At 62.0% G+C, this 26,683-nt stretch carries 29 protein-coding genes; 23 read left to right on the top strand and 6 right to left on the bottom strand.

The window, feature by feature from the left end:
* Nucleotides 1-14 precede the first annotated feature (14 nt).
* From motA to ACK3CV_RS15425, 13 genes are all read left to right on the top strand, one after another.
* Nucleotides 15-905 (top strand): flagellar motor stator protein MotA, encoded by an 891-nt coding sequence (gene motA / locus ACK3CV_RS15485; protein ID WP_047025446.1) that lies wholly within the window; start codon nt 15-17, stop codon nt 903-905.
* Complete coding sequence (gene motB, locus ACK3CV_RS15480) at nt 902-1,972, top strand: flagellar motor protein MotB (RefSeq protein ID WP_047571541.1); 1,071 nt, start codon at nt 902-904, stop codon at nt 1,970-1,972. Before motA ends, motB begins: the two co-directional genes overlap by 4 nt.
* Nucleotides 1,969-3,990, top strand: a complete 2,022-nt coding sequence (cheA, locus tag ACK3CV_RS15475) for a chemotaxis protein CheA (RefSeq protein ID WP_033635006.1) — start codon at nt 1,969-1,971, stop codon at nt 3,988-3,990. Before motB ends, cheA begins: the two co-directional genes overlap by 4 nt.
* A gap of 32 nt (nt 3,991-4,022) precedes the next feature.
* Nucleotides 4,023-4,523, top strand: coding sequence for a chemotaxis protein CheW (cheW, locus tag ACK3CV_RS15470; protein WP_025303271.1), 501 nt, complete (start codon nt 4,023-4,025; stop codon nt 4,521-4,523).
* A gap of 195 nt (nt 4,524-4,718) precedes the next feature.
* On the top strand, nt 4,719-6,389 hold the full coding sequence (locus ACK3CV_RS15465; RefSeq protein ID WP_164037586.1) for a methyl-accepting chemotaxis protein: 1,671 nt from the start codon (nt 4,719-4,721) through the stop codon (nt 6,387-6,389).
* 76 nt (nt 6,390-6,465) lie between these two features.
* Nucleotides 6,466-8,082, top strand: a complete 1,617-nt coding sequence (locus ACK3CV_RS15460) for a methyl-accepting chemotaxis protein (protein WP_033653630.1) — start codon at nt 6,466-6,468, stop codon at nt 8,080-8,082.
* A 37-nt stretch (nt 8,083-8,119) separates the two neighbouring features.
* On the top strand, nt 8,120-8,992 hold the full coding sequence (gene cheR / locus ACK3CV_RS15455; protein WP_164037583.1) for a protein-glutamate O-methyltransferase CheR: 873 nt from the start codon (nt 8,120-8,122) through the stop codon (nt 8,990-8,992).
* Nucleotides 8,992-10,041, top strand: a complete 1,050-nt coding sequence (locus ACK3CV_RS15450; protein WP_033635003.1) for a protein-glutamate methylesterase/protein-glutamine glutaminase — start codon at nt 8,992-8,994, stop codon at nt 10,039-10,041. The genes cheR and ACK3CV_RS15450 overlap by 1 nt, the downstream gene beginning before the upstream one ends.
* A 102-nt stretch (nt 10,042-10,143) precedes the next feature.
* A complete protein-coding gene (gene cheY, locus ACK3CV_RS15445) occupies nt 10,144-10,533 on the top strand; it encodes a chemotaxis response regulator CheY (protein WP_004934862.1) in 390 nt (129 codons plus the stop codon).
* Between the two features lie 10 nt (nt 10,534-10,543).
* Entirely contained in the window at nt 10,544-11,188 is a 645-nt protein-coding gene (gene cheZ, locus ACK3CV_RS15440) for a protein phosphatase CheZ (RefSeq protein WP_004934858.1), read from the top strand.
* A gap of 165 nt (nt 11,189-11,353) precedes the next feature.
* Entirely contained in the window at nt 11,354-12,505 is a 1,152-nt protein-coding gene (gene flhB, locus ACK3CV_RS15435; protein WP_015378261.1) for a flagellar biosynthesis protein FlhB, read from the top strand.
* Complete coding sequence (gene flhA, locus ACK3CV_RS15430) at nt 12,498-14,576, top strand: flagellar biosynthesis protein FlhA (protein ID WP_033635001.1); 2,079 nt, start codon at nt 12,498-12,500, stop codon at nt 14,574-14,576. Before flhB ends, flhA begins: the two co-directional genes overlap by 8 nt.
* Nucleotides 14,576-14,980 (top strand): flagellar protein FlhE, encoded by a 405-nt coding sequence (locus tag ACK3CV_RS15425; protein ID WP_033635000.1) that lies wholly within the window; start codon nt 14,576-14,578, stop codon nt 14,978-14,980. Before flhA ends, ACK3CV_RS15425 begins: the two co-directional genes overlap by 1 nt.
* Before the next feature lie 2 nt (nt 14,981-14,982).
* Here ACK3CV_RS15425 and ACK3CV_RS15420 read toward each other — a convergent pair whose 3' ends face one another.
* The 5 genes from ACK3CV_RS15420 to flgA all read right to left on the bottom strand — a co-directional run bounded on the left by ACK3CV_RS15420 (nt 14,983) and on the right by flgA (nt 17,452).
* A complete protein-coding gene (locus ACK3CV_RS15420; RefSeq protein ID WP_033632742.1) occupies nt 14,983-15,285 on the bottom strand; it encodes a helix-turn-helix domain-containing protein in 303 nt (100 codons plus the stop codon).
* Nucleotides 15,282-15,653 carry a type II toxin-antitoxin system RelE/ParE family toxin gene (locus ACK3CV_RS15415; RefSeq protein WP_033647787.1) on the bottom strand — a complete coding sequence of 124 codons (372 nt, stop codon included), beginning with the start codon at nt 15,651-15,653 and terminating at the stop codon, nt 15,282-15,284. The genes ACK3CV_RS15420 and ACK3CV_RS15415 overlap by 4 nt, the downstream gene beginning before the upstream one ends.
* Nucleotides 15,654-15,882: 229 nt before the next feature.
* On the bottom strand, nt 15,883-16,317 hold the full coding sequence (locus ACK3CV_RS15410) for a flagella synthesis protein FlgN (RefSeq protein ID WP_033634998.1): 435 nt from the start codon (nt 16,315-16,317) through the stop codon (nt 15,883-15,885).
* Between the two features lie 40 nt (nt 16,318-16,357).
* On the bottom strand, nt 16,358-16,669 hold the full coding sequence (flgM, locus tag ACK3CV_RS15405; protein WP_033653635.1) for a flagellar biosynthesis anti-sigma factor FlgM: 312 nt from the start codon (nt 16,667-16,669) through the stop codon (nt 16,358-16,360).
* 129 nt (nt 16,670-16,798) lie between these two features.
* Nucleotides 16,799-17,452, bottom strand: coding sequence for a flagellar basal body P-ring formation chaperone FlgA (flgA, locus tag ACK3CV_RS15400; protein ID WP_033634996.1), 654 nt, complete (start codon nt 17,450-17,452; stop codon nt 16,799-16,801).
* A 160-nt stretch (nt 17,453-17,612) separates the two neighbouring features.
* Here flgA and flgB point away from each other — a divergent pair, with 160 nt between their 5' ends.
* From flgB to flgJ, 9 genes are all read left to right on the top strand, one after another.
* On the top strand, nt 17,613-18,026 hold the full coding sequence (flgB, locus tag ACK3CV_RS15395) for a flagellar basal body rod protein FlgB (RefSeq protein ID WP_033634995.1): 414 nt from the start codon (nt 17,613-17,615) through the stop codon (nt 18,024-18,026).
* 5 nt (nt 18,027-18,031) lie between these two features.
* Nucleotides 18,032-18,436, top strand: coding sequence for a flagellar basal body rod protein FlgC (gene flgC / locus ACK3CV_RS15390; RefSeq protein ID WP_004934826.1), 405 nt, complete (start codon nt 18,032-18,034; stop codon nt 18,434-18,436).
* Between the two features lie 12 nt (nt 18,437-18,448).
* Complete coding sequence (gene flgD, locus ACK3CV_RS15385) at nt 18,449-19,126, top strand: flagellar hook assembly protein FlgD (protein WP_033634994.1); 678 nt, start codon at nt 18,449-18,451, stop codon at nt 19,124-19,126.
* A gap of 54 nt (nt 19,127-19,180) precedes the next feature.
* A complete protein-coding gene (gene flgE, locus ACK3CV_RS15380) occupies nt 19,181-20,404 on the top strand; it encodes a flagellar hook protein FlgE (RefSeq protein WP_033634993.1) in 1,224 nt (407 codons plus the stop codon).
* A gap of 12 nt (nt 20,405-20,416) precedes the next feature.
* The gene (locus ACK3CV_RS15375; RefSeq protein WP_060421516.1) at nt 20,417-21,172 is read left to right on the top strand and encodes a flagellar basal body rod protein FlgF; all 756 of its coding nucleotides are present in this window, start codon (nt 20,417-20,419) and stop codon (nt 21,170-21,172) included.
* A gap of 18 nt (nt 21,173-21,190) precedes the next feature.
* Nucleotides 21,191-21,973, top strand: a complete 783-nt coding sequence (flgG, locus tag ACK3CV_RS15370) for a flagellar basal-body rod protein FlgG (protein WP_004934819.1) — start codon at nt 21,191-21,193, stop codon at nt 21,971-21,973.
* Between the two features lie 83 nt (nt 21,974-22,056).
* Nucleotides 22,057-22,758, top strand: a complete 702-nt coding sequence (gene flgH, locus ACK3CV_RS15365) for a flagellar basal body L-ring protein FlgH (protein ID WP_004934817.1) — start codon at nt 22,057-22,059, stop codon at nt 22,756-22,758.
* Between the two features lie 10 nt (nt 22,759-22,768).
* A complete protein-coding gene (locus ACK3CV_RS15360; protein ID WP_004934816.1) occupies nt 22,769-23,869 on the top strand; it encodes a flagellar basal body P-ring protein FlgI in 1,101 nt (366 codons plus the stop codon).
* Nucleotides 23,869-24,813 (top strand): flagellar assembly peptidoglycan hydrolase FlgJ, encoded by a 945-nt coding sequence (flgJ, locus tag ACK3CV_RS15355; protein ID WP_060438546.1) that lies wholly within the window; start codon nt 23,869-23,871, stop codon nt 24,811-24,813. Before ACK3CV_RS15360 ends, flgJ begins: the two co-directional genes overlap by 1 nt.
* Here the strand turns inward: flgJ and ACK3CV_RS15350 are convergent.
* Complete coding sequence (locus tag ACK3CV_RS15350) at nt 24,810-25,028, bottom strand: hypothetical protein (protein WP_033653639.1); 219 nt, start codon at nt 25,026-25,028, stop codon at nt 24,810-24,812. The two genes, flgJ and ACK3CV_RS15350, sit on opposite strands and share 4 nt — an antisense overlap.
* On the opposite strand from ACK3CV_RS15350, the gene flgK reads away from it, so the two are divergent.
* Entirely contained in the window at nt 25,021-26,670 is a 1,650-nt protein-coding gene (gene flgK, locus ACK3CV_RS15345; RefSeq protein WP_033634988.1) for a flagellar hook-associated protein FlgK, read from the top strand. The genes ACK3CV_RS15350 and flgK overlap by 8 nt on opposite strands.
* Nucleotides 26,671-26,683: the final 13 nt, after the last annotated feature.

The raw sequence follows: 26,683 nt of genomic DNA, 5'->3' as shown, positions 1-26,683 counted from the left end.
TTTAAGGAATGCGTGTGCTAGTTATTTTGGGTTATCTGGTGGTATTGGGTGCGGTGTTTGGCGGCTACCTGATCGTGGGCGGCCATCTCGGTGCGTTGTATCAGCCGGCGGAGTTTCTGATTATCGGCGGGGCGGGGGTCGGCGCTTTCATCGTCGGCAACAACGGCAAGGCAATCAAAGCCACGCTGCGCGCGCTGCCGCGGCTGATGCGCCGTTCCAAATACAACAAAGATCTGTACATGGATCTGATGGCGCTGCTGTTCCGCTTGCTGGCCAAATCGCGCCAGCAGGGCATGCTGTCGCTCGAGTTCGATATCGATAATCCGCAAGAAAGTGAAATTTTTTCTAATTATCCGCGCATCCTTGCCGATAACACCCTGGTGGAGTTCATTACCGACTATTTACGGCTGATGGTGAGCGGCAATATGAATGCGTTCGAGATCGAAGCGCTGATGGACGAAGAGATCGAAACCTACGAGCAGGAAAGCGAAGTGCCCGCCGGCAGCCTGGCGATGGTGGGCGACTCCTTGCCGGCGTTCGGTATCGTCGCGGCGGTGATGGGGGTGGTGCACGCCCTGGCTTCGGCCGATCGGCCGGCCGCGGAACTGGGCGCGCTGATCGCCAACGCCATGGTCGGTACTTTCCTCGGCATTTTGCTGGCCTACGGCTTCATCTCGCCGCTGGCCACGTTGCTGCGCCAGAAGAGCGCCGAAAACGTCAAGATGATGCAGTGCATCAAGGTCACGCTGCTGTCGAGCCTGAACGGTTACGCGCCGCAGATCGCCGTCGAGTTTGGCCGCAAAACGCTGTATACCACCGAACGTCCTTCTTTCGTTGAGCTGGAAGAACACGTGCGCCGCGTGAAAGCGCCAGCGCAGCAGGTGACGGAAGAAGAAGAAGCATGAAACAGAATCATCCGGTCGTTCTGGTCAGAAAGCGCAAGTCGCATCATGCCGCCCATCACGGCGGCTCCTGGAAGATCGCCTATGCCGACTTTATGACGGCGATGATGGCGTTCTTCCTGGTGATGTGGCTGCTGGCGATCGCCAGCCCGCAGGAGCTGACGCAAATCGCCGAATATTTCCGCACGCCGCTCAAGGTGGCCCTGACCAGCGGTGACAAGAGCAGCTCCGAAAGCAGCCCGATCCCGGGCGGCGGCGACGATCCTACGCAGCAGCACGGCCTGGTGAGAAAGCAGGTCGATTCGCCGGACAAGCGCGCCGAAGAGCTGCGCCTGAACAAGCTGCGCGAAAAGCTGGATGAGTTGATTGAGTCCGATCCGCGCCTGAAGGCGCTGCGCCCGCATCTGCTGATCAACATGATGGACGAAGGGCTGCGCATCCAGATTATCGATAGCCAAAACCGGCCGATGTTCAAAACCGGCAGCGCGCAGGTCGAGAGCTACATGCGCGATATTCTGCGGGCGATAGCGCCGATCCTCAACGATTTGCCGAATAAGATCAGCCTGTCCGGCCACACCGATGATATCCCTTACGCCAGCGGCGAGCGCGGCTACAGCAACTGGGAACTGTCGGCCGATCGCGCCAACGCCTCCCGACGCGAGCTGATCGCCGGCGGCCTGGCGGAAGGCAAGGTGCTGCGGGTGGTGGGCATGGCGGCCACCATGAGCCTGAAACAGCACGGCGCCGATGACGCGATTAACCGTCGCATCACCGTGCTGGTGCTGAATAAGCAAACGCAAGAAGGCATCGAACATGAAAATGCCGAAAGCAACGCGATGGATATCGCCCAGCCGGACAGCCTGAAACAGCTGGCGCCGTCGGCAACTGCACCGGCCAGCCAAACGCCGGAGCACTCGGCGGCAGCCCCGGAGCCGGCGGCGTCAACGCCAGCGCCGAGCGTCCCAGCGCAGGCATCCCCGGCGATAGCCCCGGCCGATCAGGCGCCGGAACAACCGGCGGCCGCACCCGCACCGACTAACCGCGACTCACAGCCAGAGGTGACCCCGTGAGCATGGACATTAGCGATTTTTATCAGACCTTCTTTGATGAGGCGGACGAGTTGCTGGCCGACATGGAGCAACATCTGCTGGAGCTGGATCCGCTGGCCCCCGATATCGAGCCGTTGAACGCCATCTTCCGCGCGGCGCACTCGATCAAGGGCGGCGCGGCGACCTTTGGCTTTTCGGTGCTGCAGGAAACCACCCACCTGCTGGAGAACCTGCTGGACGGTGCAAGACGCCAGGAAATGAGCCTGAGCACCGAGATTATCAACCTGTTTCTGGAAACCAAAGACATTATGCAGGAGCAACTGGACGCCTATAAAACCTCGCAACAGCCTGACGCCGAAAGCTTTGAATACATTTGCCAGGCGCTGCGCCAGCTGGCGTTGGAAGCGCAACAGCAGCAGGCGGCGCCCGCGGCTCAACCGGCCGTTCAGCAGCCTGTCGTGAAGCCGGCGGCCGCGCCGGCGGCGATTGAAGGCGGCATGCGCATCAGCCTGAACGGGCTGAAAGCCAGTGAAATTCCCTTGATGTTGGAAGAGCTGGGCAACCTCGGCGAGGTTAAAGACCCTCATCAAACGGAACACAGTCTGGACGTGACGTTGCTCACCTCCGCCAGCGAAGACGACATCAGCGCCGTGCTGTGCTTCGTGCTGGAACCGGAACAAATCAGCTTCTCGACGCCGACGCCGAGCGAACCGGCCGCCGCAGAAGCGAACTTGCCGGCAGCGGTCGCCGTGCCGGAACCTGCGCCAGCGCCGGTCGCCAGCGCCGCGCCGCCTGCCGCCAAACCGGCCGCCGCAGCGGCGGAAGCGCCGAAAGCGCGCGCCAAGGCGAGCGAGTCCACCAGCATTCGCGTGGCGGTGGAAAAGGTGGATCAGCTGATCAACCTGGTGGGCGAGCTGGTGATCACCCAGTCGATGCTGGCGCAGCGCTCCGGCACGCTCGATCCGGTCAACCACGGCGACCTGCTGAACAGCATGAGCCAGCTGGAGCGTAACGCGCGCGATCTGCAGGAGTCGGTGATGTCGATCCGTATGATGCCGATGGAATACGTCTTCAGCCGCTACCCGCGCCTGGTGCGCGATCTGGCCGGCAAGCTGAACAAGCAGGTGGAGCTGACGCTGCAGGGCAGTTCCACCGAACTGGACAAGAGCCTGATCGAACGCATCATCGATCCGTTGACGCACCTGGTGCGCAACAGCCTCGATCACGGTATCGAAGAGCCGGCCACCCGCATCGCCGCCGGCAAGTCGGCGGTGGGCAATCTGGTGCTGTCGGCCGAACACCAGGGCGGCAACATCTGTATTGAAGTCATCGACGACGGCGCCGGCCTGAACCGCGAAAAAATTCTCGCCAAGGCCGCGTCGCAAGGGCTGGCGGTGAGCGACAGCATGAGCGACGAAGAGGTCGGCATGCTGATCTTCGCGCCGGGCTTCTCCACCGCCGAGCAGGTGACCGACGTTTCCGGCCGCGGCGTCGGCATGGACGTGGTGAAACGGAATATTCAGGAGATGGGAGGCCACGTCGAGATCCGTTCGCAGGCCGGCAAAGGCACCACCATCCGCATCCTGCTGCCGCTGACGCTGGCGATCCTCGACGGCATGTCGGTCAAGGTGAACGACGAAGTCTTCATCCTGCCGCTGAACGCGGTGATGGAATCGCTGCAGCCGCAGGCGGAAGACTTGCACCCGCTGGCCGGGGGTGAACGTGTGCTGCAGGTGCGCGGCGAATACCTGCCGCTGGTGGAACTGTATCGGGTATTTGAAGTGGACGGCGCCAAAACCGACGCCACACAGGGCATCGTCGTTATCCTGCAAAGCGCCGGCCGCCGCTATGCGTTGCTGGTGGATCAACTGATCGGCCAGCACCAGGTGGTGGTGAAGAATCTGGAAAGCAACTACCGCAAAGTGCCGGGCATCTCCGCCGCAACCATTTTGGGCGACGGCAGCGTGGCCTTGATCGTCGATGTCTCGGCGTTGCAAACCTTGAACCGTGAAAAGCGTCTGACGGACGCCGCCGCATAATAATGAGTTTATTGATTTAAAAGGTGAATGATATGGCAGGATTGGCAGCCGTCAGCAAATTGGCTGGCGAAACGGTAGGGCAAGAGTTTCTGATTTTCACCCTGGGCAATGAGGAGTACGGCATCGATATCCTCAAGGTGCAGGAAATTCGCGGCTACGATCAGGTGACCCGCATCGCCAACACGCCTGCGTTCATCAAGGGCGTCACCAACCTGCGCGGCGTGATTGTCCCGATCATCGATCTGCGGGTGAAATTCTCGCAGCAAAGCGTGTCTTACGATGAAAACACCGTGGTGATCGTGCTGAACTTTGGTCAGCGCGTGGTGGGCATCGTGGTCGACGGCGTTTCCGACGTGCTGTCGCTGACCGCCGAGCAGATCCGCCCGGCGCCGGAGTTCGCGGTGACGCTGGCGACCGAATACCTCACCGGTCTCGGTTCGCTGGGCGAGCGCATGCTGATCCTGGTGGATATCGAAAAGCTGCTGAGCAGCGAAGAGATGTCGCTGGTCGACAGCGTGGCGAAAAGCGTCTGATTCATGACGCCAGGGGGCAGGGCGCTGCCCCCTTCATCCATCACTCTTCCTGACCTGTCGCGGCGCCGCAGACCGCGCCCGGAACCCCCACTAAAAATAGTTACTTTCCCGCATAAAGTTTTGCCGCACGGCGCCGATAACTCTCACATTCAACGTCATCAGAGCCTGTCTGCGCGGGCTTCAACAAGGGAAATCATGTTAAATCGTATGAAGGTGGTCACCAGCCTGTTGCTGGTGTTGGTGCTGTTTGGCGCCTTGCAGTTGATTTCGGGCGGACTCTTTTTCTCCTCGCTGAAAAGCGATAAGGAAAACTTTACCGTCCTGCAAACTATCCGCCAGCAGCAGCTGCAGCTGAGTGAAAGCCGCGTTGACCTGCTGCAGGCGCGCAACTCCCTGAACCGTGCCGGTATTCGCTACATGATGGATACCAATAAGATCGGCAGCGGCGCCACCATTGATGAACTGCTGGCCAAGGCGAAGGAAGAGCTGGCCAGGGCGGAAAGACACTATGCCGCTTACGAAAAAATCCCTCAGGATCCGCGTCAGGATCCCCAGTCGGCAGAACGCGTTAAGCAACAGTACGACATTCTGTACGGCGCGCTCTCCGAACTGATTCAGCTGCTGGGCGAAGGCAAGATCAACGCCTTCTTCGATCAGCCTACGCAGAGCTACCAGGACAACTTTGAGCAGAGCTACAACCTGTACCTGGAGCAAAACGGCAAGCTGTACCAAATCGCGGTCGACGGCAGCAACAGCTCGTACAACTCGGCCATTTGGACGCTGATCGTGGTGCTGGTGGTAGTGCTGGCGGTCATCGTACTCGCCTGGACCGGCATCCATCATATCCTGGTGCGCCCGCTGAACCGCATGATTGACCACATCAAACAGATCGCCGCCGGCGACCTGACTCAGCAGATCGTCGTCACCAGCCGCAACGAAATGGGCGTGCTGGCGGCCAGCCTGAAACACATGCAAAGCGAACTGATCGAAACCGTCAGCGGCGTGCGTCAGGGCGCGGACGCCATCTACAGCGGCGCGTCGGAAATCGCCGCGGGCAACAACGATCTCTCCTCCCGCACCGAGCAGCAGGCCGCTTCGCTGGAAGAGACCGCCGCCAGCATGGAACAGCTGACCGCGACGGTGAAACAGAACGCCGAAAACGCCCGTCAGGCTTCACAGCTGGCGCTGAGCGCCTCCGAAACCGCGCAGAAGGGCGGCAAGGTGGTGGCCAACGTGGTGCAGACCATGCACGACATCGCCGGCAGCTCGCAGAAAATCGCCGATATCACCGGCGTGATCGACGGCATCGCCTTCCAGACCAACATCCTGGCGTTGAACGCCGCGGTGGAAGCGGCGCGCGCCGGCGAGCAGGGTCGCGGCTTCGCGGTGGTGGCCGGTGAAGTGCGCAACCTGGCGCAGCGCAGCGCACAGGCGGCCAAAGAGATCAAAGGCCTGATCGAAGACTCGGTCAGCCGCGTCGATATGGGTTCCGTGCTGGTGGAAAGCGCCGGCGAAACCATGGGTGACATCGTCAACGCCGTTACCCGCGTGACCGACATCATGGGCGAAATCGCCTCGGCTTCTGACGAGCAGAGCCGCGGGATCGATCAGGTTGGCCAGGCGGTAGCGGAAATGGACCGCGTGACCCAGCAGAACGCCTCGTTGGTGGAAGAATCCGCCTCGGCGGCGGCGGCGCTGGAAGAACAGGCCAGCATGCTGACCCAGTCGGTGGCGGTATTCCGCCTGAGGCCGGAAGGCCAGGAAGAGTTTAAAGCGCCTGCCACCAGCAAGGCGACGGTAACACCGGTAATCAATCATAAGAAAATGAACGCCAGCGATCTGCAGGATAACTGGGAAACGTTCTGACCGGTATCGGGCCTCTCTCGCAGCGGCCCTTTTCCCTACGTAGGCCGGTCGCCGGCCGGCTGCAAGGAGGTTCACAGTGTTTAACCGAATCCGTATCTCTACCAGCTTGTTCCTGTTGTTGATGACCTTCTGCGTTCTGCAGCTGGCCAGCAGCGGCCTGTCGTATTCCGCGTTTCGTTCCGATAACCACAACCTCGACATCATCACCCTCGGCAGCCAGCAGCGCGATTCGCTCAGCCTGAGCTGGGTGTCGTTGTTGCAGGCGCGCAATACGCTGAACCGCGCCGGCACCCGTGCGGCGCTGAAACTGCCGCAGGAGCAGGTGAACGAATTGATGAGCAGCGCCCGCAGTTCGCTGCAGAAGGCCGATCTCTATTTCAATCAGTTCATGGCGGTTGAGCGCAGCAGTGAGCAACAGAGTCAGCAGACGGCGACCACCAAGGCCAGCTACGAGCGGCTGCGCGGCGCGCTGCGCGAGCTGATTGGCTTCCTGGAGAAAGGGGAGCTGCAGGCGTTTATGGACCAGCCGACGCAGAAAACCCAGGACCTGTTCGAAGCCGACTTCGTGCAGTACCTGCAGTTGGTCAACGGCGACATCAGCGAAGCCAGAGACGCCAACCAGTTCTCCTTCACGCTGGCGGGCCTGATGCTGGCGGGGGCGGTCTTGATGCTGATCGTGGTGACCGGCAGCGCTATGTGGTGGTTACGCACCATGCTGGTACAGCCGCTGAACCAGATCCGCAGCCACTTTGAACGCATCGCCGCCGGCGATTTGGCGACGCCGATTCAGGTGTATGGCCGCAATGAAATCAGCATGCTGTTCGCCAGCCTGCAACGCACGCAGCAGTCGCTGATCGGCACCGTCGGCGCGGTGCGCGACGGGGCGGAGTCGATTCTGATCGGCCTGCAAGAGATCGCCGAAGGCAACAACGATCTCTCTTCCCGCACCGAGCAGCAGGCCGCGTCGCTGGAAGAAACCGCCGCCAGCATGGAACAGCTGACCGCCACGGTGAAACAGAACGCCGACAATGCGCGGCAGGCATCTCAGCTGGCGCGTGACGCCTCGGCCACTGCGGCCAAGGGCGGCGAACTGGCCGGTGACGTGGTCACCACCATGCACGATATCGCCAACAGCTCGCAGAAAATCGGCGCCATCACCAGCGTGATCGACGGCATCGCCTTCCAGACCAATATTCTGGCGCTCAATGCGGCGGTGGAAGCGGCGCGCGCCGGTGAACAGGGGCGCGGTTTTGCCGTGGTCGCCGGCGAAGTGCGCAACCTGGCGAGCCGCAGCGCGCAGGCGGCGAAAGAGATCAAGGTGCTGATCGATGAATCGGTCAGCCGCGTCAAACACGGCTCGGTGCTGGTGGAAAACTCCGGCGCCACCATGCAGGACATCGTGCGTTCGGTGACCCGCGTGACCGACATCATGGGCGAGATCGCGTCGGCTTCGGATGAACAGAGCCGCGGCATTGAGCAGGTGACGCAGGCGGTGACCCAGATGGATCAGGTCACCCAGCAGAACGCCGCGCTGGTGGAAGAGTCCGCTTCTGCCGCCACCGCGCTGGAAGAGCAGGCCATTACCCTGGCTGACGCGGTCGCGGTATTCCGTCTGGCGGACGATAACTTCGTCGCGCCAGGTAACAGCAACAACGCAGTTTCACCCGTGGTAAAGGAAGCCCAAGATTGTTAAACCGCATAAGCAGCACGTGTTTCCCCGGTGAGGTGGCATGAAACAGGCGCCGTCAACTTCTAACCGGGATACTGCGTCGATGTTGTCGCAAATGGTGCAGCGCCTGCCGCTGTCGGACGTGCATTTTCGCCGTATCAGCCAGTTGATTTATCAACGCGCCGGCATCGTGCTGGCGGAGCATAAGCGCGAGATGGTTTACAACCGTCTGGTGCGCCGGCTGCGGCTGTTGGGATTGCACGATTTCGGCGACTACCTGGCGCTGCTGGAAAGCGATCCGAACAGCGCGGAGTGGCAGGCGTTTATCAACGCGCTGACCACCAACCTGACGGCCTTTTTCCGCGAGGCGCATCACTTCCCGATCCTGGCGGAACACGCGCGCTCGCGGCCGAACGGCTACAGCGTCTGGAGCACCGCGGCCTCGACCGGCGAAGAGCCGTATTCGATCGCCATCACGCTGAGCGATGCATTGGGCCAGCGGGCCGGCAGTTGCCAGGTCTGGGCCAGCGACATCGATACGCAGGTGCTGGAAAAAGCGGAAGCGGGCGTTTACCGCCAGGAAGATCTGCGCACCCTGACGCCGACCCAAATGCAGCGCTATTTCCTGCGCGGCACCGGGCCGCATCAGGGGCTGGTGCGCGTGCGGCCGGAACTGGCGGCGCGGGTGAACTTTCAGCCGCTGAACCTGCTGGCGCCGGAGTGGGCGCTGCCGGGGCAGTTCGACGCCATTTTTTGCCGCAACGTCATGATCTATTTCGATAAGGCGACGCAGGAGCGCATCCTGCGCCGCTTCGTTCCCTTGCTTAAGCCGGGGGGGCTGATGTTCGCCGGCCACTCCGAGAATTTCAGCCAGATCAGCCGGGATTTCTACTTGCGTGGGCAGACCGTGTATGGGCTGACCAAGGAGAGGTAATGAGTAAAATCAGAGTGTTATGCGTAGACGATTCGGCACTGATGCGCCAGCTGATGACGGAAATCGTGAACGGCCACGCCGACATGGAGATGGTGGCGACCGCGCCGGATCCGCTGGTGGCGCGCGATCTGATCAAAAAATTTAATCCCCAGGTGCTGACGCTGGACGTCGAGATGCCGCGCATGGACGGGCTGGATTTCCTCGAGAAGCTGATGCGCCTGCGGCCGATGCCGGTGGTGATGGTCTCTTCGCTGACCGGCAAAGGCTCGGAAATCACGCTGCGCGCGCTGGAGCTGGGCGCGGTGGACTTCGTGACCAAACCGCAGCTCGGCATTCGCGAAGGCATGTTGGCTTACAGCGAGCTGATTGCCGAGAAGATCCGCACCGCCGCCAGGGCGCGCCTGCCGCAGCGTTCCAACAGCCCGGCGCCGGCGATCCTCAGCCACGCGCCGCTGCTGAGCAGTGAAAAACTGATCGCCATCGGCGCTTCCACCGGCGGCACCGAAGCGATCCGCCAGGTGCTGCAGCCGCTGCCTGCCACCAGTCCGGCGCTGCTGATCACCCAGCACATGCCGCCCGGTTTCACCCGTTCGTTCGCCGAGCGGCTGAACAAGCTGTGCCAGATCACGGTGAAAGAAGCGGAGGACGGCGAGCGCGTGCTGCCGGGCCATGCCTACATCGCGCCGGGGGATCGCCACCTGGAGCTGGCGCGCAGCGGCGCCAACTATCAGGTGAAGCTGCATGACGGCCCGGCGGTTAACCGCCATCGTCCGTCTGTCGACGTGCTGTTCCGCTCGGTGGCGCAATATGCCGGCCGCAATGCGGTGGGCGTGATCCTCACCGGCATGGGCAACGACGGGGCGGCGGGGATGCTGGAGATGCACCGCGCCGGGGCCTATACCCTGGCGCAAAACGAGGCGAGCTGTGTGGTGTTCGGCATGCCGCGCGAGGCGATCGCCGGCGGCGGCGTCAGCGAAGTGGTCGAGCTGGACAGGATGAGCCAGCGCATGTTGGCGCAGATCGCCGGCGGCCAGGCATTGCGCATTTGATTTTAGTCCGCAGGGTCTACTCGGCGGCGATATGACCCAGGTTCGCCGCGCGGCGGCCTGCGGTTTTGCATCATTAAACGGTTAACTATTTCAGGAGTAACAATGGCAGACAAGAACCTCAGATTTCTGGTTGTGGACGACTTCTCCACCATGCGTCGCATCGTCAGAAATCTGCTCAAAGAGCTGGGCTTCAACAACGTCGAAGAAGCTGAAGACGGCGCGGATGCGCTGAACAAGCTGCGCGCCGGCGGCTTCGACTTCGTGGTGTCCGACTGGAACATGCCGAACATGGACGGGCTGGAGCTGCTGCAAACCATCCGCGCCGATAGCGCGCTGGCCGCGATGCCGGTATTGATGGTGACGGCGGAAGCCAAGAAAGAAAATATCATCGCGGCGGCGCAGGCCGGCGCCAGCGGTTATGTAGTGAAACCATTTACGGCGGCGACGCTGGAAGAAAAGCTCAACAAGATATTTGAAAAATTGGGCATGTAAGGAGAGGGCGATGAGAGACATTCCAATGCCTGCCAGCGATGCAGCGACCGCGGGAGAGATCATCTCCCGCATCGGCCAACTGACCCGAATGCTGCGCGACAGCATGCGCGAATTGGGGCTCGATCAGGCGATCGCCCAGGCGGCAGAGGCGATCCCGGATGCGCGCGACCGTCTTGACTATGTCGTAACCATGACGGCGCAGGCGGCGGAACGGGCGTTGAACTGCGTGGAGGCGGCGCAACCGCGCCAGGCGGAGCTGGAATCCGGCGCGAACGCGTTGAAGGGGCGCTGGGACGAGTGGTTCGCCAATCCTATCGAACTGGACGACGCGCGTTCTCTGGTCAACGACACGCGCCAGTATCTGGATCAGGTGCCGGGCCATACGGCCTTCACCAACGCCCAGCTGCTGGAGATCATGATGGCGCAGGACTTCCAGGATCTGACCGGTCAGGTGATCAAGCGCATGATGGACGTGGTGCAGGAGATCGAAAAGCAGCTGCTGATGGTGCTGATGGAAAACATGCCGGAGCAGCCGGTGAAGGAAAAACGGCCGAACGACAGCCTGCTGAACGGCCCACAGCTCGATCAGAACGGCGTCGGCGTGATCGCCAACCAGGCGCAGGTCGACGATCTGCTCGACAGCCTCGGTTTCTGAGGCTTATCGGGGCGCGCAGCGGCGCGCCCCGACAACATTCCGCGCAGTTTTCGTCTCATCCCCTAAATAACCCGCCTTTTCCCCCGTTGTTCCGTCAATGACATCGCCAATTTTTTGGCATGCTGACCGCCATTCTTTACCCTCCCGACACAGGAACGGCGTTTCGTGGCTGAAGACAGCGATCTGGAAAAAAGCGAGGCCCCCACGCCCCACAGGCTGGAGAAGGCGCGTGAAGACGGCCAGATCCCGCGTTCCCGCGAACTGACCTCGGTACTGATGCTGCTCTCGGGCCTGGCGATCATCCTGATGTCCGGCAGCAACATGGCGCAACAGCTGGCGGCGATGCTCACGCAGGGCTTGAACTTCGACCACGGCATGGTCAGCAACGATAAACAGATGCTGCGCCAGCTGGGCATGTTGCTGCGCCAGGCGGTGCTGGCGCTGTTGCCGATCATGGCGGGGCTGGTGCTGGTGGCGCTCGCCGCGCCGATGCTGTTGGGGGGTATCCTGTTCAGCGGCAAGTCGATCAAATTCGACTTGAAACGGCTGAACCCGTTGTCCGGGTTGAAGCGCATTTTTTCCAGCCAGGTGCTGGCCGAGCTGCTGAAAGGGATCCTGAAAGCGACGCTGGTCGGCTGGGTGACCGGCCTCTATCTGTGGCACAACTGGGCGGCGATGCTGCATCTGATGACCCAGCAGCCGCTCGACGCGTTGGGCAATGCGCTGCAGATGATTCTGTTCTGCGGTTTTCTGGTGGTGCTGGGATTGACGCCGATGGTGGCGTTCGACGTGTTCTACCAGCTGTGGAGCCACTTCAAAAAGCTGAAGATGACCAAGCAGGATATTCGCGACGAATTCAAGGATCAGGAGGGGGACCCGCACGTCAAGGGGCGCATTCGTCAGCAGCAGCGGGCGATCGCCCGGCGCCGCATGATGGCCGATGTGCCCAAGGCGGACGTGATCGTCACCAACCCGACGCACTACGCCGTCGCGTTGCAGTACAACGATAAAAAAATGAGTGCGCCGAAAGTGCTGGCCAAGGGCGCCGGTGAAATCGCCTTGCGCATCCGCGAGCTCGGCGCGGAACACCGCATCCCGATGCTGGAAGCGCCGCCGCTGGCGCGTGCGCTGTATCGACACAGCGAGATTGGGCAACATATTCCGGCCACCCTGTATGCTGCGGTCGCCGAAGTGCTGGCCTGGGTGTACCAGCTGCGCCGCTGGCGGCGCGAGGGCGGCCTGATCCCGAAAAAACCTGAACGTTTACCGGTGCCGGAAGCACTGGATTTTGCAAAAGAGAGTGACTCTGATGGCTAATTTGGCCTCCCTGCTTCGTTTGCCGGGCAATTTTAAAGATACGCAGTGGCAGGTGTTGGCCGGCCCGGTGTTGATCCTGCTGATCCTGTCGATGATGGTGCTGCCGTTGCCGGCGTTTATCCTCGACCTGCTGTTTACCTTCAACATCGCGCTGTCGATCATGGTGCTGCTGGTGGCGATGTTCACCCAGCGCACGCTCGAATTCGCCGCCTTCCCGACCATTCTGCTGTTCTCCACGCTGCTGCGTTTGTCGCTCAACGTCGCGTCGACGCGCATCATCCTGCTGGAAGGGCACACCGGTTCCGCCGCCGCCGGCCGCGTGGTGGAGGCCTTCGGCCACTTCCTGGTGGGCGGCAACTTCGCCATCGGTATCGTGGTGTTCATCATCCTGGTGTTGATCAACTTCATGGTGATCACCAAGGGGGCGGGGCGTATCGCCGAAGTGGGCGCGCGCTTCGTGCTGGACGGCATGCCGGGTAAGCAGATGGCGATCGACGCAGACCTGAACGCCGGGTTGATCGGCGAGGACGAAGCGAAGAAACGCCGCGCCGAAGTCACCCAGGAGGCCGATTTCTACGGCTCAATGGACGGCGCCAGTAAATTCGTGCGCGGCGACGCCATCGCCGGCCTGATGATCATGGTGCTGAACGTGGTCGGCGGCCTGTTGGTCGGCGTGGTGCAACACGGCATGGAGCTGGGGGCGGCGGCGGAAAGCTATACGCTGCTGACCATCGGCGACGGCCTGGTGGCGCAGATCCCGGCGCTGGTGATCTCCACCGCCGCCGGCGTTATCGTCACCCGCGTCGCGACCGATCAGGACGTCGGCGAGCAGATGGTGGGCCAGCTGTTCAACAATCCGCGCGTGATGCTGCTGAGCGCCGGGGTGCTCGGGCTGTTGGGCCTGGTGCCGGGCATGCCGAACCTGGTGTTCCTGCTGTTTACCGCCGCTTTGCTGGGCCTGGCCTGGTGGCTGCGCGGCCGTGAACAACAGGCGCCGAGAGCGGTTGAAGAGCCAGTGATGCCGGACAACCCGCAGGCCGCCGAAGCCAGCTGGGCCGACGTGCAGTTGGAAGATCCGCTGGGGATGGAGGTGGGCTACCGGCTGATTCCGATGGTCGATTTTCAACAAAACGGCGAGCTGCTGGGGCGTATCCGCGGGATCCGCAAGAAATTCGCGCAGGACATGGGCTATCTGCCGCCGGTGGTACACATTCGCGACAACCTGGAACTGCCGCCTGCCAGCTACCGTATCCTGATGAAAGGCGTCGAAATCGGCAGCGGTGAAGCGCAGCCGGGCCGCTGGCTGGCGATCAACCCCGGCAATGCCGTGGGCGAGCTGGCGGGAGACAAAACCGTCGATCCGGCCTTTGGGCTCGAGGCGGTGTGGATCGACAGCGCACTGCGTGAGCAGGCGCAGATCCAGGGCTTTACCGTGGTGGAAGCCAGCACCGTGGTGGCGACACACCTCAATCACCTGATCGGCCAGTTCGCCAGTGAGCTGTTTGGCCGCCAGGAAACCCAACAGTTGCTGGATCGCGTGTCGCAGGAGATGCCGAAGCTGACCGAAGACTTCGTGCCGGGCGTGGTATCACTGACCACGCTGCACAAGGTGCTGCAAAACCTGCTGGCCGAGCGCGTCTCCATCCGCGATATGCGCACCATCGTCGAAACGTTGGCGGAGCACGCTCCGGCGCAGAGCGATCCTTATGAACTGACCACCGTGGTGCGGGTGGCGCTGGGCCGGGCGATCACGCAGCAGTGGTTCCCGGGCAACGGCGAGATTCAGGTCATCGGTCTGGATACCCAACTGGAGCGTCTGTTGCTGCAGGCGTTGCAGGGCGGCGGTGGTCTGGAGCCGGGGCTGGCCGATCGCCTGCTGGAACAGGCGCGCCAGGCGCTGCAGCGGCAAGAGATGCTCAGCGCGCCGCCGGTGCTGTTGGTTAACCATGCGCTGCGGCCTTTACTGGCGCGCTTCCTGCGTCGCAGCCTGCCGCAGCTCGTGGTGCTGTCCAACCTCGAGATCAACGACGATCGCCAGATTCGCATGACCTCGACTATCGGAGCCGCCTGATGAAACGCTGTCTGTTCGTGCTGTGTTTGCTGGCCCCGTTGACTGCCGGCGCGGTGTCCGGCTCTTGGGTGGCCGAAGGGGCGGGCGTGACGTTGGAACAGGGCGGCATGCGCGATGAGTCCGCCGGTTTGCGGCCGCCGAACGCGCTGCCGGACGCCAATGCGCGCATCACCCGCGTCAGCTGGCGCTACCGTTTGCTGGGGCCGGAGCCGGCCGGGCTGCAGGCCCAGCTCTGCACGGTAAACCGCTGCATTCCGCTCGGCGGCGGCAGCGGCAGCAGCAACGGTCTGCAGGGCGAACCGGCCAATGCGGAATTGCGCTTTGTCTATTACGTGCAGTCGCAAGGCGGGTTGAATCCGCCGCTGCGGGTGATTGGCAATCAGGTGATCGTCAATTATCAGTAGGATCAGGCCAGAATTTGCAGGCCGTTGCGTTCCACCAGCGTCAACAGCTTCATCGCGGCGGAGTTCGGTTGCGCTTCGCCGCGCTCCCATTTCTGCACCGCCTTTTTGCTGACGTTGAGATACAGTGCAAACACCGGCTGACTGACGTTTTCGCGTTCGCGCAGCGCGCGGATTTCGGCCGGACCGAACTGTTTCACCGGCCGCAGGCATAGCATGTCGAAGGTGCGCATGGTCACGTCGTCGACGAAACCGGCGCGGTGCAGGCCCTGAACTTCCTGGTGGATCGATTTCAGCATCTTGCTCATAGTTGTAACCTTATTAATTCCCCGCAGTTGACCAGCTGATACAGTCTGAATGGTGAATAATCCAGATACAGCGCCGCCAAATGCCGCCAGGAAATTAACTCATCCTGATTGATGTTGTCTCTTTCGTTTTTGGCAAAGCCATACATGAAAAAGATCCTGCCTTCATCTGCCGTTGCGATTAAGACCCGATACCCGCGCCGTTTTCCACTCCCCATCCGGGCGATGCGTTTTTTGTAAACGCAACCACCGAGATTGGCGTCGTACAACTGATTTTGCATCTCTCGCGCCGCTTTCACTATCGTGGCGTCACTGATGCGTTCGTCGCCGGCAAATGTCTGGAAGGCTTTTGTGAGATAAATGTCGGTCATTCACTCTCCGTATGAAAATATACCCTTGATGGGTACAGATCAAGATGTTTAACGACCGAGCTAAGATGACGAAATAGGGAGTGATGGGGAACAGGAAAATATCCGTTCTGCGCAGCCTGGCGCATAGCGTTAAGGGAATTCAGAAAGCGGTAAGAAGAAATTGCGAGAGGTTGCGCATAACCGGGGAACCCGCGCCCGGCGGTGTGTTCACCGGGCGAAATGAGTCAGGTCAGACGCCGATTTTTCTGCCGAGCAGGCTGCCGGCGTGCGACTGGCCGTCCGGGCCATACAGCGATTTATTGTTCTTGCTGAGGATCGCCAGCGCCTGAGCGTTATGGTCGATCTGCTGATTGAGCAGCAGGCCATTGTGCTGATTCTTTTCGCGCAGCGTTTGGCTCAGCAGTTGAACGCGTTGCCAGCGATCGGCCAGGGGCGCATGGCTGGCGTAGGGCGCGCGTTGCCCGCAGGCTTTTTCCTGCCCCAGGCGCTGTTGCTCGAGGTAGGCGACCGTCGCCAGCAGCTGGCTTTTGGCATCGGTGACGCGCTGCAGCGCCACGCCGGGCAACTGGCCGGAACACAGCAAGTCGTGCTCTTCTTCCAGCACGCCATTGAGCGCCTGCAGCGTTTCCAACAGTTTATCCAGCAGTTGTGCCAGGTTTTCCATAGTGATGACTTATCCTTTACCGCTACTCGCCGCCGCGCCGTCAGTCGCGCCCGGCGATCCATTGAATGTCGCTCTGCGCGTCTTGCAGCAGCGCGTCGGCGATTTTGCCGGCGTCCATCTTCAGTTCGCCGCTGCGGATCGCCTGCTTGATGGCCTCGACACGGCCCATATCGATATCCTGGGTGCCCGGCTGCATCAGGCGCGCCTGCGCCTCGCTCAGCTTGACCTGCGTGCCGCTGACGGCCGTTTCGGCCACGGCGGCCTTACGCGGTTGGAGCGGGTTGTCGGCCGGGGTTTCACGCGGTTGCACAGTGGAAACCGGCTGTAACCGCTGGGTGCGATCGATACTCATGGTCCATCTCCGTTTACGCCGTGACCGCTCTCGGGCAACGACGCTGCAATGAAAGTGTTGCGGCCCTGCTGGCCGATAAAATGCTGCTTGATTTGTCTTATCGGCAAGGTTTGCGGAACCTTTACTTTTTTATAACGTAATGCGGATCGCGCCGTCGTCCCCGACCACGCCGCTGACGATCTGCCCGGACGCCATGCGCACCCGCACGCTGTCTTCGGCGGCGGCGTTGTTCATCGCCTTGCCCGAACCGCTGATGTTGAATCCTTCGCCCTGCGCGTTGACCTGTACCGATTGCCCGGCCTTGATAATCCAGGCGCGGCGCAGCATGGCGAGGGTCAGCGGTTGGCCGGGGCTGATGTTGCGCAGGCTGACGGCGCCCAACGCTTTGCCCGCTTCGGTCAGCGCGCGCGGCGGCAGGGTATCGAGCCGGCCTTCTTTCAACGTCAGATCCGCCGCGGTCAACCGGCTGCCGGCGCTGATACCGCGCGCCGAAACCAGATAGCGGCCGAACACCTGCACCTGCGTCTGGATAAAACGCCGCTCCTGGCCACAGCGCGCTGAAATGCTGACGTTGCCGCCGATCCGCGCGTTGGGCGGCAGCGACAGCTGCGGCAGTTCGCAGGCGGGCCATTGGGCCGGCGGCGTGCGCACCCGCACTTTCACCTGCACCGGTTCGCCGCTGAACTTGCCCTGGATGAAGCTTTCGATTTGCGTCGCCAGATCGTCGGCGCGCGCGTTCAGACTGCACAGCAGGCCGATAAGCAGCAGCATTTTACCTTTCATCGTCATCTTCTCAAGCCTCATCGGGATACGCGTAAGTGTACCCGCAGCGCGCGCAGGCTAAGCAGATAAATAGCGCCCCATTTTGCGTTTATTCCCGCGATAGGGTGGCACAGCGGACGTTTATGCTGTCGACTCCAAATTCTAACCTCGCGGAGGGAGCATGCTCGACAAACTGGACGCGGCTCTGCGCTTTGGCCAAGAGGCGCTGAACTTGCGCGCCCAGCGGCAGGAAATTCTGGCCGCCAACATCGCCAACGCAGACACGCCGGGTTATCAGGCGCGGGATATCGATTTCGCCAGCCAATTGAACAAAGTGCTGGAACAAGGGCGCGTCAACGGCAACGGCATGTCGCTGAACCTGACGGCGGCGCGCCACATCCCGGCGCAGACCCTGCAGCCGCCGCAGCTCGATCTGTTGTACCGGGTGCCGGACCAGCCATCGATGGACGGCAACACGGTGGACATGGATCGCGAACGCACCAACTTTGCCGATAACAGCCTGAAATATCAGACCGACCTGACGCTGCTCAACGGGCAGATCAAAGGGATGATGTCCGTGCTGCAACAAGGATAAGGCGCATGTCTTTACTGAACATTTTTGATATCTCCGGCTCGGCGCTATCGGCGCAATCCCAGCGCATGAACGTCAGCGCCAGCAACATGGCCAACGCCGATAGCGTGACCGGCCCGGACGGCGAGCCTTACCGCGCCAAGCAGGTGGTGTTCCAGGTCGCGGCGGCGCCCGGGCAGCCGACCGGCGGCGTGCGCGTCGCCCAGGTGGTGGACGATCCGGCGCCCGAACGTCTGGTGTATCAGCCGGGCAACCCGCTGGCGGACGCCAAGGGCTACGTGCGCATGCCGAACGTCGACGTGGTGGGGGAAATGGTCAACACCATCTCCGCTTCCCGCAGCTACCAGGCCAACGTCGAGGTGCTCAACACCACCAAGTCGATGATGATGAAAACCCTGACGCTGGGTCAGTAACCGGAGGTTCCCATGGCTATCGCCGCAACCACCAACGAGTCGTTGGACAACACCGTCATCGGTAACAACAGCAAAAATACCAACAGCCAGGATCTGCACAACAGCTTCCTGACGCTGCTGGTGGCGCAGTTGAAAAACCAGGATCCGACCAATCCGATGCAGAACAACGAACTGACTTCGCAGCTGGCGCAGATCAACACCGTTCAGGGCATCGAAAAGCTCAACACCACGCTGGGGTCGATCTCCGGCCAGATCAACAGCAATCAGTCACTGCAGGCGACTGCGCTGATCGGTCACGGCGTAATGGTGCCGGGCAACAACATTCTGGTCGGCAGCAAGGACGGCAAGGTCAGCACCACGCCGTTCGGCGTGGAACTGGAGCGCGCCGCCGATCAGGTGACCGCCACCATCACCAACGCCAGCGGGCAGGTGGTGCGCACCATCGAAATCGGCGGCCTGACCGCCGGCGTACACGCCTTCACCTGGGACGGTTCGCTGGATGACGGCACCACCGCGCCTGACGGCGCCTACAAAGTGGCGGTTAACGCCAAAGGCAACGGCGAGCAGCTGGTGGCGCGCAGCCTGCACTTCGGGCTGGTCAACGGCGTGATCCGCGACGGCAACGGCGCCAAATTGGATCTCGGCCTGGCGGGCAACGCCACCCTGGAAGACGTGCGACAGATCTTATAACCCTAAGCATCAGGCTCAATCGGACGATAGCCTGACCACTATTCGGAGAATAACATGGCCTTTTCTCAGGCAGTCAGCGGCTTGAACGCGGCAGCAACCAATCTGGACGTGATCGGTAACAACATCGCCAACTCCGCGACCGCGGGCTTCAAATCCGGCAGCGTCTCCTTCGCCGACATGTTCGCCGGTTCGCAGGTTGGGCTGGGCGTAAAGGTGTCCGGCATCACCCAGAACTTCAAGGGCGGCACCACCACCGGCACCAGCCGTGCGCTGGATATCGCCATCAACGGCAACGGCTTCTTCCGCATGCAGGATAAAGACGGCGGCATCTTCTATACCCGCAACGGCCAGTTCAAGCTGGACGAGAACCGTAACCTGACCAACATGCAGGGCCTGCAGCTGACCGGTTATCCGGCGGCCGGTTCCCCGCCGACCATCCAGCAGGGCGCCAACCCGGTGCCGCTGAGCATTCCTGAAGGCATGATGAACGCCAAGGCGTCCACTTCCGGCGAGATGGTGACCAACCTGAAGTCCACCCATAAGGTACCGGAGAACAAGACCTTCGATCCGACCAAACAGGACAGCTACAACTACGTTAACACCATCACCGCTTACGACTCGCTGGGCAACGCGCACAACATCAACGCCTACTTCGTCAAGACCGACGACAACAAGTGGCAGGTCTATACCCAGGACGGCAGCGCCGCGCCAGTGAACGCCGGCACCATGGAGTTCAGCACCAGCGGCAACCTGGTGAAAACCACCAGTACCAACGGCGCGCCGGGCGAGTTCAGCATGGTGATCCCGATGACTGCCAAAGACGGCGCACCGGCGCAAAACTTCACCCTGAGCTTCGCCGGCAGCATGCAGCAGAACGTGGGCAGCGACTCGGTGAGCAAAGTGGCGCAGGACGGCTATGCCGCCGGTGAATACACCAACTTCCAAATCAACAACGACGGCACCGTCGTGGGCATCTACTCCAACCAGCAGACCCAGGTGCTGGGCCAGATCGTCATGGCCAACTTCTCCAACCCGGAAGGGCTGGCGTCGCAGGGCGATAACGTTTGGCAGGAAACCGGCGCGTCCGGTCAGCCGCGCGTCGGTCTGTCGGGCGGTGGCGGCTTCGGTAAGCTGACCAGCGGCGCGCTGGAATCTTCCAACGTCGATCTGAGCCAGGAACTGGTGAATATGATCGTCGCGCAGCGTAACTACCAGTCCAACGCCCAGACCATCAAGACGCAGGACTCCATCCTGCAGACGCTGGTTAGCCTGCGCTAATAGGGCCGAGTTATGGATCACGCGATTTATACCGCGATGGGCGCAGCGCGCCAAACGCTGGAGCAGCAGTCCATCACCGCCAACAACCTGGCCAACGCGTCGACGCCGGGCTTTCGCGCCCAGCTCGCCGCATTGCGCGCGGTGCCGGTCGACGGGCCGAGCCTGGCGACGCGCACCTTGGTGACCGCGTCGACGCCGGGCGCCGACATGAGCCAGGGGGCGCTGAACTACACCGCGCGTCCGCTGGACGTGGCGCTGCAGCAGGACGGTTTCCTGGCGGTGAGCCTGCCGGGCGGCGGTGAGGCCTATACCCGCAACGGCAACATTCAGATCTCCTCCACCGGGCAGTTGACGGTGCAGGGGCTGCCGGTGATGGGCGACGGCGGCCCGATCGAGGTGCCGCCGTCGGCGGAGATCACCATCGCGGCCGACGGCACCATTTCGGCGCTGAACGCCGGCGATCCGCCGAACACCATCGCGCAGATCGGCCGCCTGAAGCTGGTGAAGGCTGATGCGCGCGAAGTGATGCGCGGTGACGACGGGCTGTTCCGCCTGACGCCGGAAACCCAACAGCAGCGCGGCAATCAGTTGCAAAACGATCCGCAGGTGCGGGTGATGCCGGGCGTGCTGGAGGGCAGCAACGTCAAGCCGATGGAGACTATGGTCGACATGATAGCCAACGCCCGCCGTTTTGAAATGCAAATGAAGGTCATCCACAGCGTGGATGAAAACGAACAGCGTGCCAACTCACTGCTCTCGGTGAGTTAAGCAGCAAGGAAATAACCGATGATTCCATCCTTATGGATTGCCAAAACCGGTCTGGACGCGCAGCAGACCAACATGGACGTGATCGCCAACAACCTGGCGAACGTCAGCACCAACGGCTTCAAACGCCAGCGTGCGGTATTTGAAGATCTGCTGTACCAGACCATGCGTCAGCCGGGGGCGCAGTCCTCCGAGCAGACCACGCTGCCTTCCGGCCTGCAGATCGGCACCGGCGTGCGCCCGGTGGCGACCGAGCGTTTGCACAGCCAGGGCAACCTGTCGCAGACCAACAACAGTAAAGACGTCGCCATCAAGGGGCAGGGTTTCTTCCAGGTGATGCTGCCGGACGGCACCCAGGCCTATACCCGCGACGGGTCGTTCCAGATCGATCAGAACGGCCAACTGGTGACCTCCAGCGGTTTCCAGGTGCAGCCGGCGATCACCATTCCGGCTAACGCGCTGTCCATCACCGTCGGCCGCGACGGCATCGTCAGCGTCACCCAGCAGGGGCAAACCGCCGCCCAGCAGGTGGGCCAACTGACGCTGACCACGTTCGTCAACGACAGCGGTCTGGAGAGCGTGGGCGAGAACCTGTACCAGGAAACCGAAAGCTCGGGTGCGCCGAACGAGAGCACCCCGGGGCTGAACGGCGCCGGTTTGCTGTATCAGGGTTACGTGGAAACCTCCAACGTCAACGTGGCGGAAGAGCTGGTCAACATGATCCAGACTCAGCGCGCTTACGAGATCAACAGCAAAGCGGTATCGACCTCCGATCAGATGCTGCAAAAGCTGACGCAACTGTAATCTGTCATTGACGGGCCCGGCTTGCCGCGCCCGTCATTCTCTTTCGTGAAACAAAGGCGATACCCGTGGTAACCACATATTCGATGGCAATCCTGCCGCGGCAGGGACAACGCTGGCTGGCGGGCATGGTGATGCTGACGCTGAGCGGCTGCGCCTATATCCCGCACAAACCGCTGGTGGACGGCGCGACCACGGCGCAACCGGCGCCGGCCAGCGCGCCGATGCCGAACGGCTCGATCTTCCAGACGGTGCAGCCGATGAACTACGGCTACCAGCCGCTGTTCGAAGACCGCCGTCCGCGCAACGTCGGCGACACCCTGACCATCGTGCTGCAGGAAAACGTCAGCGCCAGCAAAAGCTCCTCCGCCAACGCCAGCCGCAACGGCGCCAGCAAGTTCGGCGTCGCCACCTCGCCGCGTTACCTCGACGGCCTGTTGGGCAATGCGCGCGCCGATATGGACATTTCCGGCGACAGCACCTTCGGCGGCAAGGGCGGTGCCAACGCCAACAACACCTTCAACGGCACCATTACGGTGACGGTCAACCAGGTGCTGGCCAACGGCAACCTGCACGTGGTGGGGGAAAAGCAGATCGCCATCAACCAGGGCACCGAATTCATCCGCTTCTCCGGCGTCGTCAATCCGCGCACCATCAGCGGCAACAACTCGGTGACCTCGACGCAGGTGGCGGACGCGCGTATCGAATACGTCGGCAATGGCTATATCAACGAAGCGCAGACCATGGGCTGGCTGCAGCGCTTCTTCTTAAATGTTTCACCGTTCTAAGGATTGACTGATGCTGAAAAAATGGTTTATCGCGCTGTGCGTCGGGCTGGTGTGCTTGCCGGCGGCGGCGGAGCGCATCCGCGATCTGGTGACGGTGCAGGGCGTGCGAGACAACGCCCTGATCGGCTACGGCCTGGTGGTGGGGCTGGACGGCTCCGGCGACCAGACCATGCAGACGCCGTTCACCACCCAAAGCCTGAGCAACATGCTGTCGCAGCTGGGCATCACCGTGCCGCCGGGCACCAACATGCAGCTGAAAAACGTGGCGGCGGTGATGGTGACCGCCAAACTGCCGCCGTTCTCGCGCGCCGGGCAGAACATCGACGTGGTGGTTTCTTCGATGGGCAACGCCAAGAGCCTGCGTGGCGGCACCCTGCTGATGACGCCGCTCAAAGGCGTAGATAACCAGGTTTATGCGCTGGCGCAGGGCAACGTGCTGGTCGGCGGCGCGGGCGCGGCGGCCGGCGGCAGTAGCGTGCAGGTCAACCAGCTGGCGGGCGGGCGCATCAGCAACGGCGCCACCATCGAGCGTGAGCTGCCGACCACTTTCGGCAGCGGAGGCGTTCTCAACCTGCAGCTGAACGACGAGGATTTCACGTTGGCGCAGCAGATCAGCGACGCCATCAACCGCCAACGCGGCGGCGGCACCGCGACGCCGCTCGACGCCCGCACGATCCAGGTGCTGGTGCCGCAGGGCAACAGCTCTCAGGTGCGCTTCCTGGCGGAGATTCAAAACATTACCGTCAACGTCGGCGCGATGGACGCCAAAGTGATCATCAACTCGCGCACCGGTTCGGTGGTGATGAACCGCGATGTGATCCTCGACTCTTGCGCCGTCGCTCAGGGTAATCTGTCGGTGGTGGTCGATCGGCAGAACACCGTCAGCCAGCCGACGACGCCGTTCGGCGGCGGCCAGACGGTGGTGACGCCAAACACCCAGATCTCGGTGCAACAGCAGGGCGGATCGCTGCAGAAAGTGAACGCCAGCGCGAACCTGAACAACGTGATCCGCGCGCTGAACGCGCTGGGCGCCACGCCGATCGACCTGATGTCGATCCTGCAGGCGATGCAGAGCGCCGGCTGCCTGCGCGCCAAGCTGGAAATCATCTGATGGCCGGCGATCTGATGGCGATGTCGGGCGCGGCCTATGACGCCCAGGCGCTGAACGGCCTCAAGCGCGACGCGGCGGCCGACCCGCAGGGCAACCTCAAGCAGGTGGCGCAGCAGGTGGAAGGCATGTTCGTGCAGATGATGCTGAAAAGCATGCGTTCCGCCTTGCCGCAGGACGGGGTATTGAGCAGCGATCAAACGCGGCTCTATACCTCGATGTACGACCAGCAAATCGCCCAGCAGATGTCGCAAAAAGGGCTGGGGCTGGCGGACATGATGGTCAAGCAGATGAGCAACGCCAACACGGTGCCGAGCGAAACGGCGGGCTTATCGCCGATGGCGCTGGACAACGAGGTGCTGCAAACGCTGCCGAACCAGGCGCTGGAGCAGATGGTGCGCCGCGCGATGCCGAAAGCCCCGCCGGCCGCCGCGCCGCTGTCGCTCAACAACGGCAACTTCGTCGCTCGCCTGTCGATACCAGCGAAGGTGGCCAGCCAGCAGAGCGGCATTCCGCATCAGCTGATCGTCGCGCAGGCGGCGCTGGAGTCCGGCTGGGGGCAGCGCGAGATCCCGACCTCAGACGGCACGCCGAGCTACAACCTGTTCGGCATCAAGGCCGGCGGCAGCTGGAACGGGCCGGTGACGGAGATCACCACCACCGAGTTCGAACAGGGCGCGGCGAAGAAGGTGAAGGCGAAGTTCCGCGTTTACGGTTCGTATGTCGAAGCGATCGCCGATTACGTCAAACTGCTGACCAACAACCCGCGCTACGCCGACGTGGCCGCCGCGCGCAGCCCGGAGCAGGCGGCGCATGCGTTGCAGCGCGCCGGATACGCCACCGACCCGCAGTACGCCAGCAAACTGGTCAGCGTGATCCAGCAGATGAAGAGCGCGGGGGAACAGGCGGTCAAAGCCTATACCCACGATCTGAAAGAGTTGTTCTAAATCCCCGTCATGCTTGTCGCCTTGCTGCGGCGCCAATTATTGAGGGGATAGGCGGTAATGAAGGCTGGCCGGAGGCTGACCGCATTGCCGCTTTTTTTCCTCAAGTTCTTCTCATTTTTGCCGATAACCGAGACAGGCTGAGCGAACAGGCTCAGCAGCTCAATTTGAACCCTGTGGGCCACCGGCGCCGCAGCATAAGGAATTCCGATGTCCAATAGCTTAATCAATACCGCGATGAGCGGGCTGAATGCGGCTCAGGTGGCGCTCAGTACCGTCAGCAACAACATCTCCAACTACAACGTGGCGGGCTATAACCGCCAGACCGCGATCCTGGCGCAGAACGGCGGCATGGCCACCATGAGCGGCTTTATCGGCAACGGCGTCACCGTCACCAGCGTCAACCGCGAGTACAACCAGTTCATCACCAACCAGCTGCGCGGCGCACAGAGTTCGTTCGGGGCGCAAAACGCCTATTACGAGAAGATTTCGCAGATCGACAACCTGCTGGCGAGCAAAACCAACCCGCTGTCGACCAACATGCAGGATTTCTTCACCAACCTGCAGAACCTGGTGAGCAACGCCGGTGACGACGCCGCACGCCAGACGGTGCTGGGCAAGGCCAACGGCCTGGTGAACCAGTTCAACAATACCGACAAATTCCTGCGCGACATGGACAGCGGCGTCAATCAGCAGATCAGCGATACGGCGCAGCAGATCAACAGCTACAGCCAACAGATCGCCAAGCTGAACGACGAGATCACCCGTTTGCGTGGCAGCGCCGGCGGCGAGCCGAATGCGTTGCTGGATCAGCGCGATCAGCTGGTTACCGAGTTGAACCAGCTGGTGGGCGTACAGGTCACGCAGCAGGACGGCGACGCCTATACCGTCTCCTTCGCTAACGGTTTGACCCTGGTACAGGGCAGCAACACCTATCAGGTGGAAGCCGTGCCCTCCAGCAGCGATCCTTCCCGTCTGACCATCGGCTATAACCGCGGCAACGGCGCCAGCGAAGTGCCGGAAGGCCAGATCACCAGCGGCACGCTGAGCGGCGTGCTGAAATTCCGCAGCGAGACGCTGGACGGCGTGCGCAATCAGCTGGGCCAGTTGGCGTTGGCGATGGCGGACAGCTTCAACCAGCAGCATCGCGCCGGTTTCGACCTGAACGGCGACGCGGGCGGCGACTTCTTCAGCTTCAGCGGCGGCCGGGTGGTGGATAACACCCGCAACACCGGCGATGCGTCGCTGTCGGTCGCTTACACCGACACCGGCAAGGTGAAGGCCAACGATTATCGCGTCGAGTTCGACGGCAGCAACTGGCAGGTCAGCCGCCTGCCGGACAACGTGAAAGTCAACGCCACGCCGGGCACCAGCGCCGACGGCAAACCGACGCTGAACTTCGACGGGCTGGAAGTGAGCATTGACGGCAATGCGCAGGCCAAAGACAGCTTCACCGTGAAGCCGGTCAGCGACGTGGCGGGCAATCTGAAAGTGGCCATCACCGATTCATCCAAGATCGCCGCCGCCGGTAAAGACGACAGCGGCCGCGGCGATAACGAAAACGCCAAGAAGCTGCTGGATCTGCAAACCAAAAACCTGGTGGACGGCAAGGCGACCCTGAGCGGCGCTTACGCCGGCATCGTCAGCGGCGTCGGCAACCAGACCGCTGCGGCCAAGGCCATCGCCACGTCGCAGGCCAAGATCGTGACGCAGCTGGGCGCGCAACAGCAGTCGATGTCTGGCGTCAACCTCGACGAAGAGTACGGTGAGCTGCTGCGTTTCCAGCAGTACTACATGGCCAACGCGCAGGTGATCCAGACCGCCAGCTCGCTGTTCGATGCGCTGCTGAATATTCGTTGATTTTATTGTTAAT

The sequence above is a fragment of the Serratia sp. TSO36 genome, assembly GCF_057808395.1.
The sequence above is the reverse complement of the archived record's forward strand: the minus strand, read 5'-3'. Positions and strand labels throughout refer to the sequence as shown.

Bases quoted from the DNA above. Each gene is read 5' to 3' on its own strand.
- motB (WP_047571541.1), top strand. From the start codon at position 902: ATGAAACAGAATCATCCGGTCGTTCTGGTCAGAAAGCGCAAGTCGCAT.
- cheW (WP_025303271.1), top strand. From the start codon at position 4,023: ATGGCAGGATTGGCAGCCGTCAGCAAATTGGCTGGCGAAACGGTAGGG.
- ACK3CV_RS15465 (WP_164037586.1), top strand. From the start codon at position 4,719: ATGTTAAATCGTATGAAGGTGGTCACCAGCCTGTTGCTGGTGTTGGTG.
- cheR (WP_164037583.1), top strand. From the start codon at position 8,120: ATGAAACAGGCGCCGTCAACTTCTAACCGGGATACTGCGTCGATGTTG.
- ACK3CV_RS15450 (WP_033635003.1), top strand. From the start codon at position 8,992: ATGAGTAAAATCAGAGTGTTATGCGTAGACGATTCGGCACTGATGCGC.
- cheY (WP_004934862.1), top strand. From the start codon at position 10,144: ATGGCAGACAAGAACCTCAGATTTCTGGTTGTGGACGACTTCTCCACC.
- cheZ (WP_004934858.1), top strand. From the start codon at position 10,544: ATGAGAGACATTCCAATGCCTGCCAGCGATGCAGCGACCGCGGGAGAG.
- flhA (WP_033635001.1), top strand. From the start codon at position 12,498: ATGGCTAATTTGGCCTCCCTGCTTCGTTTGCCGGGCAATTTTAAAGAT.
- ACK3CV_RS15425 (WP_033635000.1), top strand. From the start codon at position 14,576: ATGAAACGCTGTCTGTTCGTGCTGTGTTTGCTGGCCCCGTTGACTGCC.
- ACK3CV_RS15420 (WP_033632742.1), bottom strand. From the start codon at position 15,285: ATGAGCAAGATGCTGAAATCGATCCACCAGGAAGTTCAGGGCCTGCAC.
- ACK3CV_RS15415 (WP_033647787.1), bottom strand. From the start codon at position 15,653: ATGACCGACATTTATCTCACAAAAGCCTTCCAGACATTTGCCGGCGAC.
- ACK3CV_RS15410 (WP_033634998.1), bottom strand. From the start codon at position 16,317: ATGGAAAACCTGGCACAACTGCTGGATAAACTGTTGGAAACGCTGCAG.
- flgM (WP_033653635.1), bottom strand. From the start codon at position 16,669: ATGAGTATCGATCGCACCCAGCGGTTACAGCCGGTTTCCACTGTGCAA.
- flgA (WP_033634996.1), bottom strand. From the start codon at position 17,452: ATGAAAGGTAAAATGCTGCTGCTTATCGGCCTGCTGTGCAGTCTGAAC.
- flgB (WP_033634995.1), top strand. From the start codon at position 17,613: ATGCTCGACAAACTGGACGCGGCTCTGCGCTTTGGCCAAGAGGCGCTG.
- flgC (WP_004934826.1), top strand. From the start codon at position 18,032: ATGTCTTTACTGAACATTTTTGATATCTCCGGCTCGGCGCTATCGGCG.
- flgD (WP_033634994.1), top strand. From the start codon at position 18,449: ATGGCTATCGCCGCAACCACCAACGAGTCGTTGGACAACACCGTCATC.
- flgE (WP_033634993.1), top strand. From the start codon at position 19,181: ATGGCCTTTTCTCAGGCAGTCAGCGGCTTGAACGCGGCAGCAACCAAT.
- ACK3CV_RS15375 (WP_060421516.1), top strand. From the start codon at position 20,417: ATGGATCACGCGATTTATACCGCGATGGGCGCAGCGCGCCAAACGCTG.
- flgG (WP_004934819.1), top strand. From the start codon at position 21,191: ATGATTCCATCCTTATGGATTGCCAAAACCGGTCTGGACGCGCAGCAG.
- flgH (WP_004934817.1), top strand. From the start codon at position 22,057: ATGGCAATCCTGCCGCGGCAGGGACAACGCTGGCTGGCGGGCATGGTG.
- ACK3CV_RS15360 (WP_004934816.1), top strand. From the start codon at position 22,769: ATGCTGAAAAAATGGTTTATCGCGCTGTGCGTCGGGCTGGTGTGCTTG.
- flgJ (WP_060438546.1), top strand. From the start codon at position 23,869: ATGGCCGGCGATCTGATGGCGATGTCGGGCGCGGCCTATGACGCCCAG.
- flgK (WP_033634988.1), top strand. From the start codon at position 25,021: ATGTCCAATAGCTTAATCAATACCGCGATGAGCGGGCTGAATGCGGCT.